17 protein-coding genes and 1 tRNA gene are annotated in these 16868 nt (G+C 61.7%); 7 read left to right on the plus strand and 11 right to left on the minus strand.

What is annotated here, in order from left to right; translation table 11 throughout:
* Positions 1–65: 65 nt before the first annotated feature.
* The gene (locus SPHINGO391_RS08270) at positions 66–731 is read left to right on the plus strand and encodes a pyridoxamine 5'-phosphate oxidase family protein (protein ID WP_152008386.1); all 666 of its coding nucleotides are present in this window, start codon (positions 66–68) and stop codon (positions 729–731) included.
* 126 nt (positions 732–857) lie between these two features.
* On the opposite strand, the gene SPHINGO391_RS08275 is transcribed toward SPHINGO391_RS08270, so the two are convergent.
* Positions 858–1196 carry a chaperone modulator CbpM gene (locus SPHINGO391_RS08275; RefSeq protein ID WP_152008387.1) on the minus strand — a complete coding sequence of 113 codons (339 nt, stop codon included), beginning with the start codon at positions 1194–1196 and terminating at the stop codon, positions 858–860.
* The gene (locus SPHINGO391_RS08280) at positions 1193–2152 is read right to left on the minus strand and encodes a DnaJ C-terminal domain-containing protein (protein WP_152008388.1); all 960 of its coding nucleotides are present in this window, start codon (positions 2150–2152) and stop codon (positions 1193–1195) included. The genes SPHINGO391_RS08275 and SPHINGO391_RS08280 overlap by 4 nt, the downstream gene beginning before the upstream one ends.
* 404 nt (positions 2153–2556) lie before the next feature.
* On the opposite strand from SPHINGO391_RS08280, the gene SPHINGO391_RS08285 reads away from it, so the two are divergent.
* Positions 2557–3918 (plus strand): FAD-dependent oxidoreductase, encoded by a 1362-nt coding sequence (locus tag SPHINGO391_RS08285; RefSeq protein WP_152008389.1) that lies wholly within the window; start codon positions 2557–2559, stop codon positions 3916–3918.
* A gap of 30 nt (positions 3919–3948) precedes the next feature.
* Here SPHINGO391_RS08285 and SPHINGO391_RS08290 read toward each other — a convergent pair whose 3' ends face one another.
* The 6 genes from SPHINGO391_RS08290 to SPHINGO391_RS08315 all read right to left on the minus strand — a co-directional run bounded on the left by SPHINGO391_RS08290 (position 3949) and on the right by SPHINGO391_RS08315 (position 9643).
* Positions 3949–4824 carry a GNAT family N-acetyltransferase gene (locus SPHINGO391_RS08290; protein ID WP_152008390.1) on the minus strand — a complete coding sequence of 292 codons (876 nt, stop codon included), beginning with the start codon at positions 4822–4824 and terminating at the stop codon, positions 3949–3951.
* 2 nt (positions 4825–4826) lie between these two features.
* Positions 4827–5507 (minus strand): aspartate/glutamate racemase family protein, encoded by a 681-nt coding sequence (locus SPHINGO391_RS08295; protein ID WP_152008391.1) that lies wholly within the window; start codon positions 5505–5507, stop codon positions 4827–4829.
* 6 nt (positions 5508–5513) lie between these two features.
* A complete protein-coding gene (locus SPHINGO391_RS08300) occupies positions 5514–6356 on the minus strand; it encodes an ABC transporter permease (protein ID WP_152008392.1) in 843 nt (280 codons plus the stop codon).
* A 1-nt stretch (position 6357) separates the two neighbouring features.
* Positions 6358–7224: an ABC transporter permease gene (locus SPHINGO391_RS08305; protein WP_152008393.1), complete on the minus strand. Its 867-nt coding sequence runs from the start codon at positions 7222–7224 to the stop codon at positions 6358–6360.
* Positions 7225–7296: 72 nt separating this feature from the next.
* Positions 7297–8589, minus strand: coding sequence for a PotD/PotF family extracellular solute-binding protein (locus SPHINGO391_RS08310; protein ID WP_152008394.1), 1293 nt, complete (start codon positions 8587–8589; stop codon positions 7297–7299).
* A gap of 49 nt (positions 8590–8638) precedes the next feature.
* Complete coding sequence (locus SPHINGO391_RS08315; protein WP_152008395.1) at positions 8639–9643, minus strand: ABC transporter ATP-binding protein; 1005 nt, start codon at positions 9641–9643, stop codon at positions 8639–8641.
* Positions 9644–9886: 243 nt separating this feature from the next.
* Here SPHINGO391_RS08315 and SPHINGO391_RS08320 point away from each other — a divergent pair, with 243 nt between their 5' ends.
* Complete coding sequence (locus SPHINGO391_RS08320) at positions 9887–10606, plus strand: GntR family transcriptional regulator (protein ID WP_343200295.1); 720 nt, start codon at positions 9887–9889, stop codon at positions 10604–10606.
* Between the two features lie 97 nt (positions 10607–10703).
* Here SPHINGO391_RS08320 and SPHINGO391_RS08325 read toward each other — a convergent pair.
* Both SPHINGO391_RS08325 and SPHINGO391_RS08330 read right to left on the minus strand, forming a co-directional pair.
* Positions 10704–10778: transfer RNA gene (locus SPHINGO391_RS08325), tRNA-Val, on the minus strand.
* Between the two features lie 123 nt (positions 10779–10901).
* Positions 10902–11591, minus strand: a complete 690-nt coding sequence (locus SPHINGO391_RS08330) for an HAD family hydrolase (RefSeq protein ID WP_152008396.1) — start codon at positions 11589–11591, stop codon at positions 10902–10904.
* 270 nt (positions 11592–11861) lie between these two features.
* On the opposite strand from SPHINGO391_RS08330, the gene rpiA reads away from it, so the two are divergent.
* The 3 genes from rpiA to gor all read left to right on the plus strand — a co-directional run bounded on the left by rpiA (position 11862) and on the right by gor (position 14711).
* Positions 11862–12560, plus strand: coding sequence for a ribose-5-phosphate isomerase RpiA (rpiA, locus tag SPHINGO391_RS08335; protein ID WP_152008397.1), 699 nt, complete (start codon positions 11862–11864; stop codon positions 12558–12560).
* 18 nt (positions 12561–12578) lie between these two features.
* Positions 12579–13115 carry a DUF2059 domain-containing protein gene (locus SPHINGO391_RS08340; RefSeq protein ID WP_152008398.1) on the plus strand — a complete coding sequence of 179 codons (537 nt, stop codon included), beginning with the start codon at positions 12579–12581 and terminating at the stop codon, positions 13113–13115.
* A gap of 207 nt (positions 13116–13322) precedes the next feature.
* Entirely contained in the window at positions 13323–14711 is a 1389-nt protein-coding gene (gene gor, locus SPHINGO391_RS08345; RefSeq protein WP_152008399.1) for a glutathione-disulfide reductase, read from the plus strand.
* Between the two features lie 6 nt (positions 14712–14717).
* On the opposite strand, the gene SPHINGO391_RS08350 is transcribed toward gor, so the two are convergent.
* Positions 14718–15635, minus strand: a complete 918-nt coding sequence (locus SPHINGO391_RS08350; RefSeq protein WP_152008400.1) for an alpha/beta fold hydrolase — start codon at positions 15633–15635, stop codon at positions 14718–14720.
* A 172-nt stretch (positions 15636–15807) separates the two neighbouring features.
* On the opposite strand from SPHINGO391_RS08350, the gene SPHINGO391_RS08355 reads away from it, so the two are divergent.
* A complete protein-coding gene (locus tag SPHINGO391_RS08355; RefSeq protein ID WP_152008401.1) occupies positions 15808–16638 on the plus strand; it encodes a hypothetical protein in 831 nt (276 codons plus the stop codon).
* The last annotated feature ends 230 nt before the right edge of the window (positions 16639–16868 follow it).

Raw genomic sequence — 16868 nt, forward strand, 5'->3', positions numbered from 1 at the left:
CGGCAGCGCGATGCGGCGCGTTCGGGCGGGCAGGGGCTGTGTCCCCGTCAGAAGGATTTTCTCCAATGCTTACAAGTGACGAATTCTACACCGAGGCGCAGCGCCAGCTGCAAGCCCGGCATGACAGCGTCAAACTCGCCGATGTGGTCGTCCAGGCGATCGTCCGCGACGAAATCGAGCCTCCGCACGTGCCCTTCATCGAGAGCCGGGATTTCTTTTTTCTCTCCACCGTCAGTGCGGAAGGCGAGCCGACTGTAAGCTATAAGGGCGGGGCGCCGGGGCTGGTCAAGGTTCTCGATTCCAGGACCCTGGTGTTTCCCAATTACGACGGCAACGGCATGTTCAAGTCGATGGGCAACATCTCCGAAGCCAGCAAGGTGGGTCTGCTGTTCATCGACATGGAAACGCCGAACCGGGTCCGGGTTCAGGGCACTGCCACGCTTTCGGCAGACGATCCGGAACTCGACGGCTACCCCGGCGCCAACATGCTGGTGCGGGTGGATGTGACAGCCTGTTTTCTCAATTGCGCGCGCTATATCCACAAGCACACGCGGGTCGCGCAAAGCCCCTATGTTCCGAACGAGAAAGGTGAGCAGCCGTTCCCAAGCTGGAAGCGGATCGACCTTGTGCAGGACGCGCTTCCCGCCAGGGACGCGGGCCGCGCAGCTGCGGAAGGCGGCATCATCAGCTTTGACGGTTATGTCGAGAAACTGATGGACGGCACATCCTGACAGCCGGACGTAACGTGATGAGGTCTGCGCTGGTTGGCGGTAGGGCTCAGACCGGGGCCGGTGCTGCACTGCAAAGCGTCGGCTCCCCGGGGTGGCCGTGAGCGACCGGGGTTTGCGCCCTGGCGCTTACCCGCGGCGGGACCGCCTGGTTTGCGCCAGGGCCTCAAGAACGGCAGCCTTGACGTCTTCGTCCTGGGCCAGCACGGCGTGGCTGAGCGTGTACAGGCGCTGTCTGGTGTCGTGCAGCTGGTCGAGCAGATCGAGAACCACGGGCAGGGTCTCCTCCTCGACATCCATGTCGTAGCGCAGCGTGCAGATCAGCCGGATCCGGGCGAACTGGATCTCGCTGAAGCTCGCGGTTCCCGACTGCTCTGCGACCTCGACCAGGGCGCCACGCATCCATCGCTCAAGATCGTCGCGATGAAGCTCGGGGATGAGCGCAATCACCTCTTCCAGGTTTTTCATGACAGCATCTCCTTGCGCGGATTTTGGGCTTGCCTGGGTGTCCAGCCTTCAAGGAACGCAGAGAGCTCCGGCTCGTCGCCCTCGGGCAGAACCACCTTGAGGCTGACGTAGAGATGACCTCTCACCCCGGTCTTGCGGTTCTTGATGCCGCGGTCCTTGAGCCTGAGCTTGGTTCCGGAATTCGATCCCTTCGGCACCGTCAGGCTGACATGGCCGGTCAGGGTTGGAACCTCGATTTTTGCTCCCAGCACCGCTTCCTTCAGCGTCACCGGAACCTCGAGATGGATATTGTCATCCTTGCGCACGAAGTGTGCATCGGGCTCGATGTGCAGCTCGATATAGGCGTCGCCGGCGGGACCACCGCCATAGCCTTGCATGCCCTGGCCCTTCAGACGCAGGGTCTGGCGATCCTCGGCGCCCTCGGGGATCGTGACCTTGAGGGTCTTGCCGTCGGGAAGCTGCAGCGTGTTCACGCCGCCCCTGGCCGCGTCGAGGAAGGAAACGCGCAAGGTGTAGCTGACATCCTGTCCCGGCGCTTTCATCCCGGCCTGGCCTCGGTTGCGACCGCCCATGTCGCCGCCCATACCGCCGCCCATGCCACCGCCCATGCCACCGAAAGCGCGGGCGAGAAACTCCTCGAGATCCTCGTTGCTGGCAAAGCCGTCCTGGCCGGCGTGGAAGCCCGAAGCCCGCGGGCCGGCATGGTCGCGATAATACTGCTGCTGGTACTGTTCGGCGCCCGAGGCATCGATCTCGCCGGCATCGAAACGGCGGCGGCGGTCCTTGTCCTTGAGAAATTCATGGGCCGCAGAAATCTCCTTGAACCTGGCCTCGGCCTGCTTGTCGTCGGGATGCAGGTCGGGATGGTACTTCTTGGCGAGCTTCTTGAAGGCAAGCTTGATCTCCTGATCGCTTGCCCCCTTTTTCAGCCCGAGGACCTCGTAGGGGTTCTTCATGCGGTTCGCTCCAGCTTCAATCGGCAATCCTTGACATCATCGCGGCAGCGCGGCCATGGCTCTTGCATCGGACGGCCTTCCCGTCAGCATGTCGACTGACGCAAAGACGGCCTGCACATCCTTCCTAGCATTGCCTGCGTGCGGGATGCATTGAGCCTGATCAAGCCGCTGCTGCTGCTGCTGCCAAGGTCGCTGTCTATGCGGCACAGATGGGAACGGCAGGGCTCGTTTTGAAGGGCCAGACTTAAATGTCCAGTCTTGAAGGATCAGCCTTGACGGACCGGGCCTGCCGCTATTGCCGCAAACGCGGGGGGCTCTCGTGGGACACAGCTAGTCACGTGCTCCGTCAGGCGATACCATCCGGCAAGCCCCGCCAGAACAGGACCCAGCACAGGACAACGCCCATGATCTCGCGCCGTCACCTCCTCAAGACCGGGCTTCTTGGCACGGCTGTGCTGCCGCTGCTTGGGCCGAGGCGGTCGCGCGCCGCGATTGCCGATGTCGACGTCATCGTCATCGGCGCCGGGATCGCCGGGCTGGCGGCGGCGCGGCGCCTTATCGATCTTGGTTACGAGACCATCGTGCTGGAAGCGGATGCCGTCGCCGGTGGACGGGTGAGGACGGACTGGTCGCTCGGTGCGCCGTTCGAGGTCGGCGCGGGCTGGATTCACGGGCCTGATGGCAATCCGGTCTCGGCGCTTGCCGAGGCGGTGGATGCCGGGCCGTTCGTGACCGATGACGAGAGCTACCAGGTCTTTGCGGCCAATGGTGACCCGGTCTCTGCGGGTGACATCGAGGCGGGCTACCGGCGGCTCGAGAAGCTCTATGCGGCCATTGATGACGAGCTCGACGACGACATGGCGCTTTCCAAGGCGATTTCGCGGATGGGGGGCAAGCTTAAGTCCGACCCCATACTCGGCTGGATGACGTCGGCCTATACCGAATTCTCCACCGGCGGACCGATCGAAAAGCTGTCCGCGTACTATTTCGATGAAGACGGTGTTTACCCGGGCGAAGACGTGGTGCTGACCAGGGGATATGACAGCATCGTCAAGCACCTGGCGCGCGATCTGGATATCCGGCTGAACACAAGGGTCACCGCAATATCCTACGAGAAGGGCGAGGGGGCGCTGGTTTCCACAGATGCGGGAGAATTCGAATCCAGTTTCGTCATCTGTACGGTGCCGCTGGGGGTGCTGAAGGCTGGCGCGATCCGGTTCGATCCGCCGCTGCCGAAAGCCCACCGTCGCGGCATCGAGAGCATCGGCATGGGCAATGTGACGAAACTGGCGCTGAAGTTCGACGAAGCCTTCTGGCCCGACGATGTTCAGTATTTCGGACTGATGACCGAGACGCGGGGGCGCTGGAACTATTTTCTCAACTACCGCACCTTCAGCGAGGAGAACATCCTGCTGGGGCTGTGTGTCGGCGACTATGCCCGCAAGGTCGAGGCGATGAGCGATGCAGACATGGTTGCCGATTGCATGGACGCCGTAAGGTCGATGTTCGGGGCCGGCTCCCCGGATCCTGTTGCGCATCTGGTCACCCGGTGGTCGACCAACCCGAACAGCCTGGGCGCCTATTCCTACAGTGCGGTCGGCTCGAAGCCTGCGCATTTCGACAATCTGGCCACACCGATCGCCGATACCGTCCTGCTGGCCGGCGAACACACGAATTTCGAGTATCACGCCACCGTGCACGGCGCCTATCAGAGCGGCCTCAACGCGGCGCAGATCATCGAGGACCGGCTGGCTGATCAGCTCTAGTCCCGTGCGTGCGGGCAGAGGTTGCCGGTTTCAACCAAGCTCGAAGCTGGTGACGCCATAAATGCTGGCCCAGGGCAGCTCCGGGGCAGACCCGCGATACATTCGGGCGGTTTCAAACACCGAGGTCAGGCCTGCGCTTTGAGCCATTCCCATCGCCTGATTGTTGGTCTCCGGCACATCGAGCGTGATTGATGCCCCGCGCTCGGCCTCTGCGCAGCAGGCTTTAAGCAACGCTTCGGCAGCGTGCCGGGTTTGCGCGAACAACGGCCCAATCTTGTAACCCTCGACACATTTGCGGATCGTCGCATAGCCGCTCAAAGCGCCGCTTTCGAACGCCACAAGCGTCTTGCGGCCCGCCTCAGGTGCTGCGTAGATCCAGGCCTTGAGGAAACCCGGCCTTGGCGAACCGAAACAGACCCGGTCGAGTGTTTCTATCTGGCCGGCATGTTGATCCAAAGCCGCTTCGACCGTCACCGCTGATCCCGGCAGTTCAGTCAGTATCGGCACGCCGGTGAAGCGGATGTTGCGGCCGACGAGCTGGAAGCCACTTTTCGTGTAGTTTTCCTGCTGTGCGACAACGCCGTCGAGCCCGACGGTGCGTTTGCCGAGATAGGCCATTCCCGCGCTCCAGGTAGCCATGCCGAAGCCTTTGCCCCGGGCATCGGGGTGAACGATGTAAAAGCCCAAAAAGCCCTGGGTCTCGCCATACTTCACCACTGAGATCGAGGACACTGGCCTGTCATTCGCATAGCCCAACAGGAAGCCGGACGTGTCGGCTGCGAAAAAAGCCTCGAGATCTGCAATGCCGGGGTTCCAGCCCTCATCGCGTGCCCAGCCTCTGGCCACCGCGAATGCCTCCGGCGTTGCACTGCGCACTCTAAACCCGCCCTGCGGTTCTGGATCCATGATCAGGCCATATCCGTCTTTGCCATCCGCGCGGTGACCTCACGTTCACACCAGGCAACCGCCGCGCTGACACCTTCAATAACCGGCAGAGAATAGGTGTTTTCGAGGATCAGCGCCATATCCGCCATGCCGGCGCATCCCAGCACGATGGAGCCGCACCGATCCGTCCTGATCGCATCCGCGATTTCAGCGCCGATGCGGGCCAGCGCCCGATCAGGGTGCTGTTCGAGATCGAGAACCGGAATTTCGCTGGCGCGAACACGGGCGCACTGGGGCAACAGGCCGTAGGCTCTGATGTTGTGCTCCAGCACCGGAATGGAGACCGCAAGGGTTGTGACCACCGAGAATGGCGTGGCCTTTTCGGCCGCCAGCAAGTAGGCCGCTTCTCCGATCCCGGTCAGCGGCACCTCGCAGCGGGCGCGCAATTCGCCCAGTCCGGTGTCATCAAAGCAGGCGATGATGACCGCATCAAAGGAATGCCCGGCGCTCATGTGCCTGTCGAATACGGCGTAGAGGCCGGGAAGTGCAGCTTCGCCGTCTTCGGCTCCCTGGATGGAGGCCGGACCCTGGTCTGGATTGACTGCAAGGATGGTCGTTCCGGCTGACGCGGCCTTTGCCGCGGCTGTTCCAATGGCCTCGGTCATGGTGGCTGTGGTGTTGGGATTGATGATCAGGATTCGCATGGCTGGTTACACAAGACCGTTTCCGGAATCATTTCCGCTGCTGGCGCGCCTGCGGTTGAGCACCCAGGCGCTCAGAATGAAAACGGCAATGACAACAAGCGAGAAAACCGTCGTCAGCGTGCCGAGCGCATAGAGCACCGGCGAGGTGACGTTGGTGGTCATACCAAAGATCTCGAGCGGCAGGGTATTGTAGGACCCAGCAGTGAGGAGTGTGCGGGCAAACTCGTCATAGGAAAGGGTAAAGCCGAACAGGGCGACGCCGATCAGGCTCGGGGCGATGATCGGCAGCACCACATGGCGGATCGTCTGCCATGACGTCGCGCCGAGATCGCGGGCGGCTTCTTCGTAGGTCTTGTCGAAGCGGTTGAACACCGCGAACATGATCAACAGCCCGAACGGCAGGGTCCATGTCAGTTGCGAACCGAAGCCCGAGGTTGTCCAGTGCACGTCGAGATCCAGCTGGTTGAAGATCAGGCCAACGCCGAGCGAAATCAGGATCGAGGGAATGATCAGGCTGGTGATGACCATATAGAACAGCACGCCGGAGCCGAGGAAGCGCTTGCGGAAGGCGAGACCGCCCATCACGGAAACAACAACGGTGGTAACCATCACCATAAGCCCGAGCGCAAGAGAGCGTCGAAACGAGCCCCAGATATCGCCAACCGCCTGCTGCTCGAACAGATCGTAAAACCAGTGCAGCGAGACACCGTTCATCGGAAACGTCAGTCCGCCCTTGGGGCCTTGAAACGAGAGAATGGCGATGGTGATCGTCGGGCCGTAGAGAAACAGGATGAAGAGGGCGAAGAAAGCCGCCAGCACATAAAATGATCGACCGCGCTGTTCCGACATATCAGAGCTCCTTCCGGATGTTGACGAAGCGCAGCATGATGCCGATCACGATCAGCACGGTGATCAGCAGCACAACGGAAGTGGCGGCGGCGGACGGATATCGCAGAAGGGCCACGTCATTGGAGATGAGGCGGCCGACATTGGCCGATTGCGACCCGCTCATGAACCGCACGGTGATGAAATCGCCCATCACCAGCGTGACCACGAAGATCGAGCCGATCATGATTCCGGGCTTGGTCAGCGGCAGGATGACATTGGTCAGCGTCTGAAACCCGGTGGCGCCGGCATCGCGGGCAGCTTCCAGCAGCGATTTGTCGATGCGCATCATGGTGTTGAAGATCGGGACCACCATGAACAGCGTGTAGAGATGGACAAAGGCCAGCACCACGGCGAAGTCGGAAAACAGCAGCCATTCCAGGGGCTCGTCGATGATGCCCATCGAGATCAGCGTCTGATTGGCGATGCCGTTGCGGCCGAGAAACGGCACCCAGGAGATCATTCGGATGATGTTGGATGTCAGAAACGGCACCGTGCACACCAGGAACAGCACGATCTGCCAGGTCTGGGTGCGGATATGGAAGGCGAGAAAATAGGCAACCGTGAAACCGATCGCCAGGCACAACGCCCAGGAGATGAGAGTGAACATGAAGGTCTTGAGAAAGACCGAGTAGGTCACCGCCGAGCCGAACAGGAACTGGTAATTGTCGAGTTTGAAGGCCGGATAGATCGAGAATTCCGTGGCGCCCCAGAAGCTGACCACGACAATCATGGCGATCGGCAGCACCAGGAAAAGCGCGAGCACGAGGGCCAGCGGCGACGCCATCAGCCAGCCGGTCAGATCATTGGAAATGGATCGCTTGGAAGACATTGATCACCTGACATTCGGGGGATGAAACCCCGCGCCGGAAATAGGCGCGGGGAGTTGCCATACCGGCTGGCGTCAGGCGGCGATGAACTCGTTCCACTTGCCGACCATGTACTGGTTTTCGTCCATGACGGCGTTCCAGCAGGCAACGGCGCCCATGCGGGCCTCGTAGGAGCCGCCGTCGCGAACGTCGCCGGCAGCGGCCAGCTTGTCGCCGGTCGGGCTGGTGATGTCCCCTGTCGCGGGCTTGCCTTCGTACCAGTAGCCCCACTCGTTCTCGGACATGAACAGTTTCGAGGTTTCCGGAACGGCCGAGTAGTAGCCCTGACGCATGAGGTAACCGCCGACCCAGCCAGAGAGGTACCAGTTGATGTATTCATAGGCGGCTTCGAGCTCGAGGCCCGAGAGGTTGGCTGACAGGCCGATGCCGCCGCCCCAGGAGCGGTAGCCTTCCTTCAGCGGCTGATAGACACACTCGATGCCTTTGGCCTTCACCGCCGTGATTGCGGGCGACCACATCGACTGAATGACGACTTCGCCCGACGCCATCAGGTTGACGCTCTCGTCGAAGCTCTTCCAGAAGGCGCGGAACTGGCCGGCCTTCTTGGCCTCGGTGAAGATGGCGATGGTCTTGTCGATCTCTTCGCGGGTCATGTTGCCCTTGTCGGCATACTTGATCTCGCCCATGGCCTCGCAGACCATGGCCATATCCATGATGCCGATCGACGAGATGTCGAGGATCGAGGCCTTGCCCTTGAACTCGGGGTTCAGGAGCTCGGCCCAGGTGTCGATCGGGCGGCCGATCAGGTCCGGACGGATCCCCAGCGTATCGGCATTGTAGATTGTCGGGATCAGCGTCATCCAGCCGGTGACGTCCTTGGCGAAGGCTGTGCCGTCCTTGCCGTCGACAAAGCCGACCGTGCTCGGTGCGGTGCCCTGGGCAACGGTGCTCTCGGGCGTCAGCTTGCCGGTGGTGAAGATTGGCGCGATCTTGTCGAAATTCTTGATCTTGGACGTATCCATCGCCTGAAGGTTGCCTGTCGGCCAGACCTTCTTGCAGATCCAGTACTCGATGTCGGCAATGTCGAAGCTCTTTGGCTGGGTGGCGGCGCGCTGGGTCACGCTGTCGGAATCAAGCGCGGTCATTTCCAGGGTGAAGCCCAGGTCTTCCTTTACCTTGATGGCGACGTCGTTGAGGTTGGACACGCCGGTGCCGAACTGGCGGAGCGTCACGTCCTTGATGTTCTGCGCCCAGATTGTCGGAAACCCGGTCACAACACCCGAGCCGATTGCGGCACCCGCAACGGCGGCGGTGCCCTTGAGCACTGAACGTCGGCTGATGGATTTGGAGTTTGGCGTCTCGGTCATGTTCATTCTCCTTGCTGGTGATTGGCATGTTGGTGGTGGTTGGTAAGGGTCAGCTCGCCAGGCGGTGTGTGTCGCCGGGCTTCCAGTTGAGAAAGACCGTCTGGCCAATCTCCAAAGGTTCTTGGGAAAAGAGGGCATCGGAAATGGTGACGCTTATCGGGCTTGACGCTTGCGTCGCATCGGCTTCGTCGAGGCCGACGGAGAAGGTGGTGCCCAGATACTCGATCTCGCGGACGACAGCGGAGAGCCCGGCGCCGTCCTTCGAGCTGGTCTTGCTGATCTGGACCTTGTCCGCGCGGATGGCGAGATAGGATTGGCCATCGCGCATCACGTTGTGTCCGCCCATGAACTGGGCCACGAACTGCGTCTGCGGCTTGTTGAACACGTCCTGGGCGCTGCCGACCTGTTCGATCCGGCCTTTGTTCATGACAATGACCTGGTCGGCAAGGGACAGCGCCTCGTCCTGGGAATGGGTGACGTGAATGAAGGAAATCCCCAGCTCACGCTGCAACCGCTTGAGCTCGGAGCGCATGCGCAGCCGCAGGAATGGATCGAGTGCAGACAAGGGCTCGTCAAGCAGCAGGATAGATGGATTGGTGATCAGCGCCCGGGCAAGCGCCACGCGCTGCTGCTGACCGCCCGAGAGTTGCGCCGGCAGTCGAGCGGCAAAGCCCACCATGTCCACAAGTTCCAGAAGCTTCATCGCCTCGACGTGACGCGCGGATTTCTCTACGCCCTTCATCTTCAGGCTGAAGGCCACATTGTCGGCGACGCTGAGATGCGGGAACAGCGCATAATTCTGAAACATCATCGCGGTGCCGCGGCCGGCCGGCGGCAGATCGGTGATGTTCTTGCCACCCAGCAGAATGTCACCCCGGGTGACGGTTTCATGCCCGGCGATCATCCGCAGGGTGGATGACTTTCCACAACCCGAGGGCCCCAGAAGGCAGGTGTAGGACGTTCCGGGAATCCTTAATGTGATGTCGTCGACGGCAATCGATTGCCCATAGGATTTTGTTATCGAGATCAGCTCTGCTGCGGATTTGTCCATCATGGTCTGGTTCCTTGCCTTCCACACAGGGTGAGCAAGCGCCGTGCCAGACTCGCGGAATTTTCAAGTCATTGATTTCTTGAACTATAATTTTGTGCGTCCGACGCACGTTTCATCGTCTGCCTAAATTGTAGCCAATATTTTATACAATATGATTAATTATCGTATACAATATTGCATTGCCAAATCGGGCGGCAAATTCTATGAACACAGGTCAAGAACTTCAGCTCTTTCAGGCATTCAGCGGTGACCAAAGCTCTACGCACAGTCCAAGGCGAGGCGCACGGCCAGGCAGGCCCGGCAAGCCGGTCGGATATGGTGGTCGCCGGCCTTCAGCGTGCGATCTTTGAACACAAGATCGCACCGGGCACCAAATTGTCCGAGGATGAAGTCGGCGAGATCTTCGGGGTCAGCCGCACCATTGTCCGCTCCGCGCTGCAGGCCCTGGCCCACTCCCAACTGGTCTCCATCGAAAAGAACCGCGGCGCGTTCATCGCCAGCCCGACACCGAAGGAAGCGCACGAGGTTTTCGAGGCGCGCGGGCTGATCGAGCCCCGGGTCGCGGCGATGGCCGCCAAGCGCATGACCGATCAGATGCTTGAAATTCTGGCGAGCCATATCGAAGATGAACATGCGGCGACGGCGTCAGGGGACAAGGGCCGGGCGTTGTCGCTTTCAGGCGGGTACCATCTCAAGATCGCCGAAATCGCCGGGCATGAGGTCTTTACCGACTTTATCCGCGCGCTGATTTCCCGGTCGTCGCTGATCATCGCACTCTACTGGCGCAGGGCTGACACGACCTGTGAGAGCCATTCCCACCATGCCTTGATGAAGGCTTTCGAACACCGTGACCCGGCAGCCGCCGAAGAGATCATGCGCAGCCATATCGTTGACTTGCATTCGGGGCTGAATTTGAGTGATGTGAACAGATCACCGCTCTCGTTGGCGGATGCCTTGAAACTCTAGAGGCAATCAAATCTGGAGTGGGCATTCGGTCAGTTGGCAATTACGGCGACACGGCCGATCACAAAGGGATCGGGCTTGCCAGGTAACAGAAAATAAATGGTGGGCGCGACAGGGATTGAACCTGTGACCCCTGCCGTGTGAAGGCAGTGCTCTCCCGCTGAGCTACGCGCCCGTCGCCGGCCCGCAAGGTGCGGCGCGAACGGTTGATCGGCGGTATAAGCGTAGCGCGGGGCAGGCGTCAAGCGGCAGATCCGCGGGTGTCGCGGTTTTTGGCAAAAGCCGAGCAGGCCGCCTTTCAGCCGGCCGTGCGCCGGCTCTCGATCAGGGAGCGGACCATGTCCGCGTCGAGTTCGTCGAAATGGTTGATGATGATGTCCGGGTTGAAGTCCGACACCGGCTTGTCTGAATAGCCGAAGGGAACCGCGATCGCCGGTACCGCGGCGTTCTGTGCGGCGAGGATGTCATTGATGCTGTCGCCGATCATCACCGCGTTGCCGGGCAGGGCGCCGGCCATCTCGATGGTGCCGAGAACATGCTCGCCATGGGGTTTTCTGACCGCGAAGGTGTCGCCGCCGGTGATGGCGGCAAAGCGCCCGGTCAGGCCGAGACTGTCGAGCAGACGCCGCGCCAGCGCCTCGGTCTTGTTGGTGCACACGGCGAGCTTCATGCCGCTGGCTTCCAGCCGGTCGAGTGCTGCGAGCAGGCCGGGATAGGGCTCCGAGTGCCCCGGCATTTCCGCGGCATAGTGGACCAGGAAGGCATCGAAGGCGGTCTCGAGCTTCTCGGGTGCGAAGGCGTAGCCGTGATGCGACCAGGCGCGTTCGATCATCACTTTCGCGCCCTGACCGACCAGCCATGTCATGTCCTCGAAGGTCACCGGGGCAAGACCGTCCAGCGCGAGCACGTGATTGAGGCTCGCCATCAGGTCCGGAGCGGTGTGGATCAAGGTGCCATCGAGGTCGAAAATAACCAGGGAAGAAGTCATGAATGCTCCGGGGCAAGGGGACAGGCGGCGCCGGACTGGCAACGCGGTGCTGGCTTATCAGGCAGGCGTTACCTCCGCAATCGGCGGTTTGGCCTGCCGATCTGACGTTTTCAGTGGAAAACCAAGCGGGCCTTGCTGAAAAGGCCGCCCGATTCCGCCGAATACGGCGCTGGCCACCGCGCCGGGGTCGAGGAGCGCCATCACGGGCTTTGCCTTGCCATGCTTCCATGCTAACAGGCGGGCCGGTATCAACAACAATGGCAGACAGGCATGGACGCCCGGCAACTCAAGATCGCAGCAGCACAGGCAGCCCTCGAACATGTCGAGGACGGAATGCGGCTCGGTATCGGGACAGGTTCGACCGCGGATGAATTCGTCCGTCTTCTGGCGGAAAAGGTCGCAGAAGGCTTCAATGTTCAGGGCGTGCCGACATCCGAACGCACGGCGCGGCTCTGCGTCGAGCTGGGAGTGCCGCTCTATTCGCTTGATGACCTGCCCGAACTCGACCTGACCATTGATGGCGCCGACGAGGTGGATGGTTCGCTCGGCCTGATCAAGGGGGGCGGCGGTGCGCTGCTGCGCGAGAAGATCGTCGCCTCTGCTTCGGCCCGGATGATCGTGATCGCCGACGAGACAAAGCTGGTCGACACACTCGGCCAGTTTCCGCTGCCGGTCGAGGTTGCTCCGTTCGGCATGACGGCGACACGGCTCGCGGTCGAGCGGCTGGCGTCGCGGCTGGGCCTGACCGGCGATATCGTGCAGCGCCCCGACAAGGACGGCCCCTATCTTACCGATGGCGGCCATTTCATCCTTGATGCATCTTTTGGCCGCATTCCGGATGCAGAAGCGCTCGCAAACGGGCTCGTCGCCATTCCCGGTGTCGTCGAACACGGATTGTTTCTCAAAATGGCGGATGCCGCGATCATCGCTTCGCAAAGCGGCGCGCGCACCCTGCTCGCGAAGGATTAAACAGGAGTGAAACCGAACATGACTATCCTCACCGGTCTAAAGCGCTTCGGCGCGGGCATGATTGTGATCTCCGGTCTCGCCGTGGCCGGCCATTCGGCCATTGCGCAGGAACTGAGCGACGATCACATTGCCGCCGCCCGGGCCGCCATCGATGCCCTGGGATCCACCAACCAGTTCGACGCGATCATTCCCGGCGCTGCCGAGGAACTGAAAGTCAACATGATTCGAACCAATGCTGACCTTCAGGAAGTGATCAGCACCACCGTCGACGAGGAGGCGCTGAAAATCGTGCCGCGTCGGGGTGATCTGGAAAGGGAAGCGGCGCAGATCTACGCCAAGTCTTTCAGCAAGGACGAACTGACCGCAATCGCCGACTTTTACAATTCTCCAGCAGGCAAGAAGCTGATCGAGACCGGTCCGCTGGTGACGCGCGAACTGGTCAAATCGGCCGATATCTGGGCCTCCGGCGTTGCCCGCGACCTTGCAAACAATGTCGGCGCGGCATTGGAAGAGAAGGTCGGCGAGCGCCCGAAGCTCTCCAACGACAACCAGTAATCGGCGATATCGTGCGGCCGCCAGCAGCGGCGCGCGCGATCACATTGCCGTGTTGGCGTATCGATTTCACAGCCCGGGCGAGAGCCCGGGCTTTTATTTTGGCCGGTCTTGGCTAAAAAGGCGGCTGCTGCCGGGACATCAGAGATCCCGCATCGTCCCGCAAAGGCGATGAGCCTTTTGACAACACCCCAATAAGGATATCCGCACATGAGCGAGTTCGATTTCGACCTGTTTGTCATTGGTGGCGGATCTGGCGGCGTTCGCGCGGCACGTCTGGCGGCGGGCCTGGGCAAGCGCGTGGCGATCGCCGAAGAGTACCGTTTCGGCGGGACCTGCGTCATTCGCGGCTGTGTTCCCAAGAAGCTGTTCGTCTACGCCTCGCAGTTCAACGAGCATTTCGAGGACGCCCACGGATATGGCTTCCGGGTCGGAGAGACCAGTTTCGACTGGCCGACACTGATTGCCAACAAGGATCGCGAGATCGACCGGCTGGAGGGGCTCTACCGTCACGGGCTTGAAAACGCCGGGGCGGAGATCATTGCCTCGCGGGCGGAGCTGACCGGACCCAATTCCGTCCTGATCAAGGCAACCGGGCAGGAGGTGACCGCCCGTCACATTCTCATCGCAGTTGGCGGCAAGCCCAATCCGCACGCGTCGCTGCCTGGCCACGAGCTTTGCATCCACTCCAACGAGGCGTTTCACCTCGAGGCGTTGCCGAAGGCCATTCTGATCGCCGGCGGCGGTTACATCGCGGTCGAGTTCGCCAACATCTTCCACGGCCTCGGCGTCGACACCACGCTGATCTACCGCGGCAAGGAAATCCTGTCGCGCTTCGACATGGACATGCGCCGCGGCCTGCATTCGGCGATGGAGGAAAAGGGCATCCGCATCCTGTGCCACGAGGTCTTCTCCAAGATCGAGCGGGGCCCGGATGGGCGTCTTGTCGCCCACACCAGCAACGGCAAGGCGCTGGTCGCAGACCAGGTGATGCTGGCGCTGGGCCGCGATCCCAACACCGACGGCCTCGGGCTCAAGGCGGCGGGCGTTGAAACAGGCCACAAGGGCGAGATCATCGTTGATGAGTATTCGCGCACCAATGTCGAAAGCATCTATGCCGTCGGCGACGTGACCAACCGGGTCGAGCTGACCCCGGTGGCCATCCACGAGGCGATGTGCCTGATCGACACGCTCTATCATGACCGGCCGACCTCGCCGGACCACGACCTGATCGCCACGGCGGTGTTCTCGCAGCCGGAAATCGGCACGGTCGGCCTGTCGGAGGACGAGGCATCCAGCAGGTATGATGAACTGGAAATCTACCGGGCCGAATTCCGCCCGATGAAGGCGACGCTGTCGGGCCGCAAGGAAAAGACCGTGATGAAGCTCGTGGTCAATGCCGAGGACCGCAAGGTACTCGGCGCCCATATTCTTGGCCATGATGCGGGCGAACTGGCGCAGATTCTCGGTATCGTGCTCAAGGCCGGCTGCACCAAGGATGATTTCGACCGGACCATGGCGGTGCATCCGACCGCGTCGGAAGAACTCGTGACCATGTACAAGCCGAGCTACCGGGTGAAGAACGGCGAACGGGTCTGACTTTCGTCAGCCGGTTTCCTCACCCTTCAGCCAGGCGATCGGCTCCGGCCAGAGCGTCTCGCTGAAGCGCGAGCGGAAGAAATCGAGATGGCCGATCGGACCGCCTGCGGTTTCGGGGTCGAGCCATCTGATTTCGACCGGCGCGTTGACGAAATGGCGCATGATGGCGTGGCGCGCCGCCGGTGTCCCCCAGGGGTCGTCGGCAGCACCTATGGCCAGGATCGGCGTTCGCACCGAGGCGAAGAGTGATTTGGCGTCAAAGCGCGGCTCGGAGAAGAAGTAGTCCGGCCTGCGGCACCACTTGGTCCAGTCGGCAAACACCCCGCCGGGCAGGCCGGAGCCGAGGCCCATTCCGGACGGCACCTGGCCCAGCACCTTGGCAACCGGGTTGGCGACACAGTTCATCAGCGCGTAGAGTTTCAGGCCGCCGCCCAGATTGCGCCAGTAGCCCGAAATCGTCGCCACCATCAGGTATCGCTCGAAACGTTCAGAGACGTTTCCAAGCCCCAGCGCCTGGCCGCCATAGGACTGGCCGACGCCGACGACCGGATGGCCTGGCGCCACGCTTTCGAGCCGGGCGAGTGCTGCGGGAAAATCCTTCATGCCCCAGTCGGCCATCGAGATATGGCGTGGGTTGACGTTTCTGCTCACAGAGCCGCCGGTGCCGCGGTAATCATAAGTGAGGGCTGCGCGAAACCCGTGCCGGGTGACGAGGCTTTCGGCGAATTTCTGGTAGAAACCGCGCTTGACCGCGGTGGCGGCGGAAATCAGCGCCAGCGGTCCGTCGCCGGTCCCTGTTGTCAGCGTGCCCTCGAGCAGATGGCCGTCGTCCGCCTCGAAGCGGATGATTTCTACGCTGGCGGAGTGTTCCGTCGTAGCGGCTTGCTCTAACGCAGCGGCGGGCTGACCGGTTGATGATGGCATTGCGCTGGACCTCCTGTGGCGCTGCCGTCACTCTGTCTAACGTTTACGTTCACGTCAATTACCTGTGGCGTCATTTGGACCCTGTTCCCTGACCGGCTTCGTGGCCGCCCCCGGCGGTGAGGGCGAGGCATTCGGACAAGCCCTGGCCATACCTCATTTATGGAGCCGGCTCATGCCGGGAAACCCACTTGAGCATCGGCTCGGAACCGTTCATCGTCGCGCCATGAACCGCGCCGCCTTCTTCACCCACTTGACCGAAACCGATCCGCGCCTGTTCCCGAACGGGATGACGGCCGCGCAGCGGACAGGGCTGTCGGTCAAGCTCGATGTCTGGGCCGGATGGTACGCCGCCGATCATCCGCTGACCTTTCTTGCCGCAGCACTGGGGCAGATCTTTCGCGAGACCGGCGGGCGGATGGAGCCGGTGCTCGAGGCCTTTGCGCCGGATCGGGCGACCTCGGCCGAGCGGCTGCAGAAGGCTTTTGACGCGGGACGGCTAAAATGGGTGAGAGAGCCCTACTGGATGGCCGACGAGACCGGACGCCACCCGGTTGGCGGCGGCGACATCCAGCTCACCCACCGGCGCAACTATCTCGGCGCGGAGGAGGGACTCAAACGCCGCTTCGGGGTGTCGGTCGGGCTCGGCGAAAACTACGACCTGATCCTCGATCCGGTGGTCTCCGCCCACGTGGCCTATTCCGGCATGATCGAGGGCTGGTTCCGGCCCTGCAAGCTTGCGGATTTCTGCTCTGACGCCGGGCTCGACTACGCCGCCGCCCGCGACATCGTCAACGGCGACGCCAAGATGATCGGCGAGGAGATCGCCCGCAACTGCGAGATCTTCGAGGCGGCCTTGCGGGCCGCCGGTGCGGACAAGGATTTCGGTCCGCCGGAGCGCGCGGTGGCGTGGCCGGGTCGGGTGAGACCCTCCTTGCTGCAGCGGTTCCTTTCACTGTTTCAACGGCTTGTGAGCAGATTCAGGCAAATTGATTCATGTCGTTGAGGTGCTGCGCCATGGGCCTGAATGATGGCCCTGGCGGTTGAGAGCCAGGGCGCTCGCATCTTGGAACCTGTTAATCGATCATCAGCGGATGCCCCGTCGGGTAACCTGCCGCGCAGCCGTTGGAGCGCTTTTGGGGCCCGGTTTGGGCGGGAAGCGGGCCTTCGCTGCATGCTGTACCAAGGGCGGATTTGCAAAAGAAGAAGCGAGCTTCTAATTCGATGCTGCCCTGC

The organism is Hoeflea sp. EC-HK425 (assembly GCF_902498795.1).
Lineage (GTDB): Bacteria > Pseudomonadota > Alphaproteobacteria > Rhizobiales > Rhizobiaceae > Hoeflea > Hoeflea alexandrii.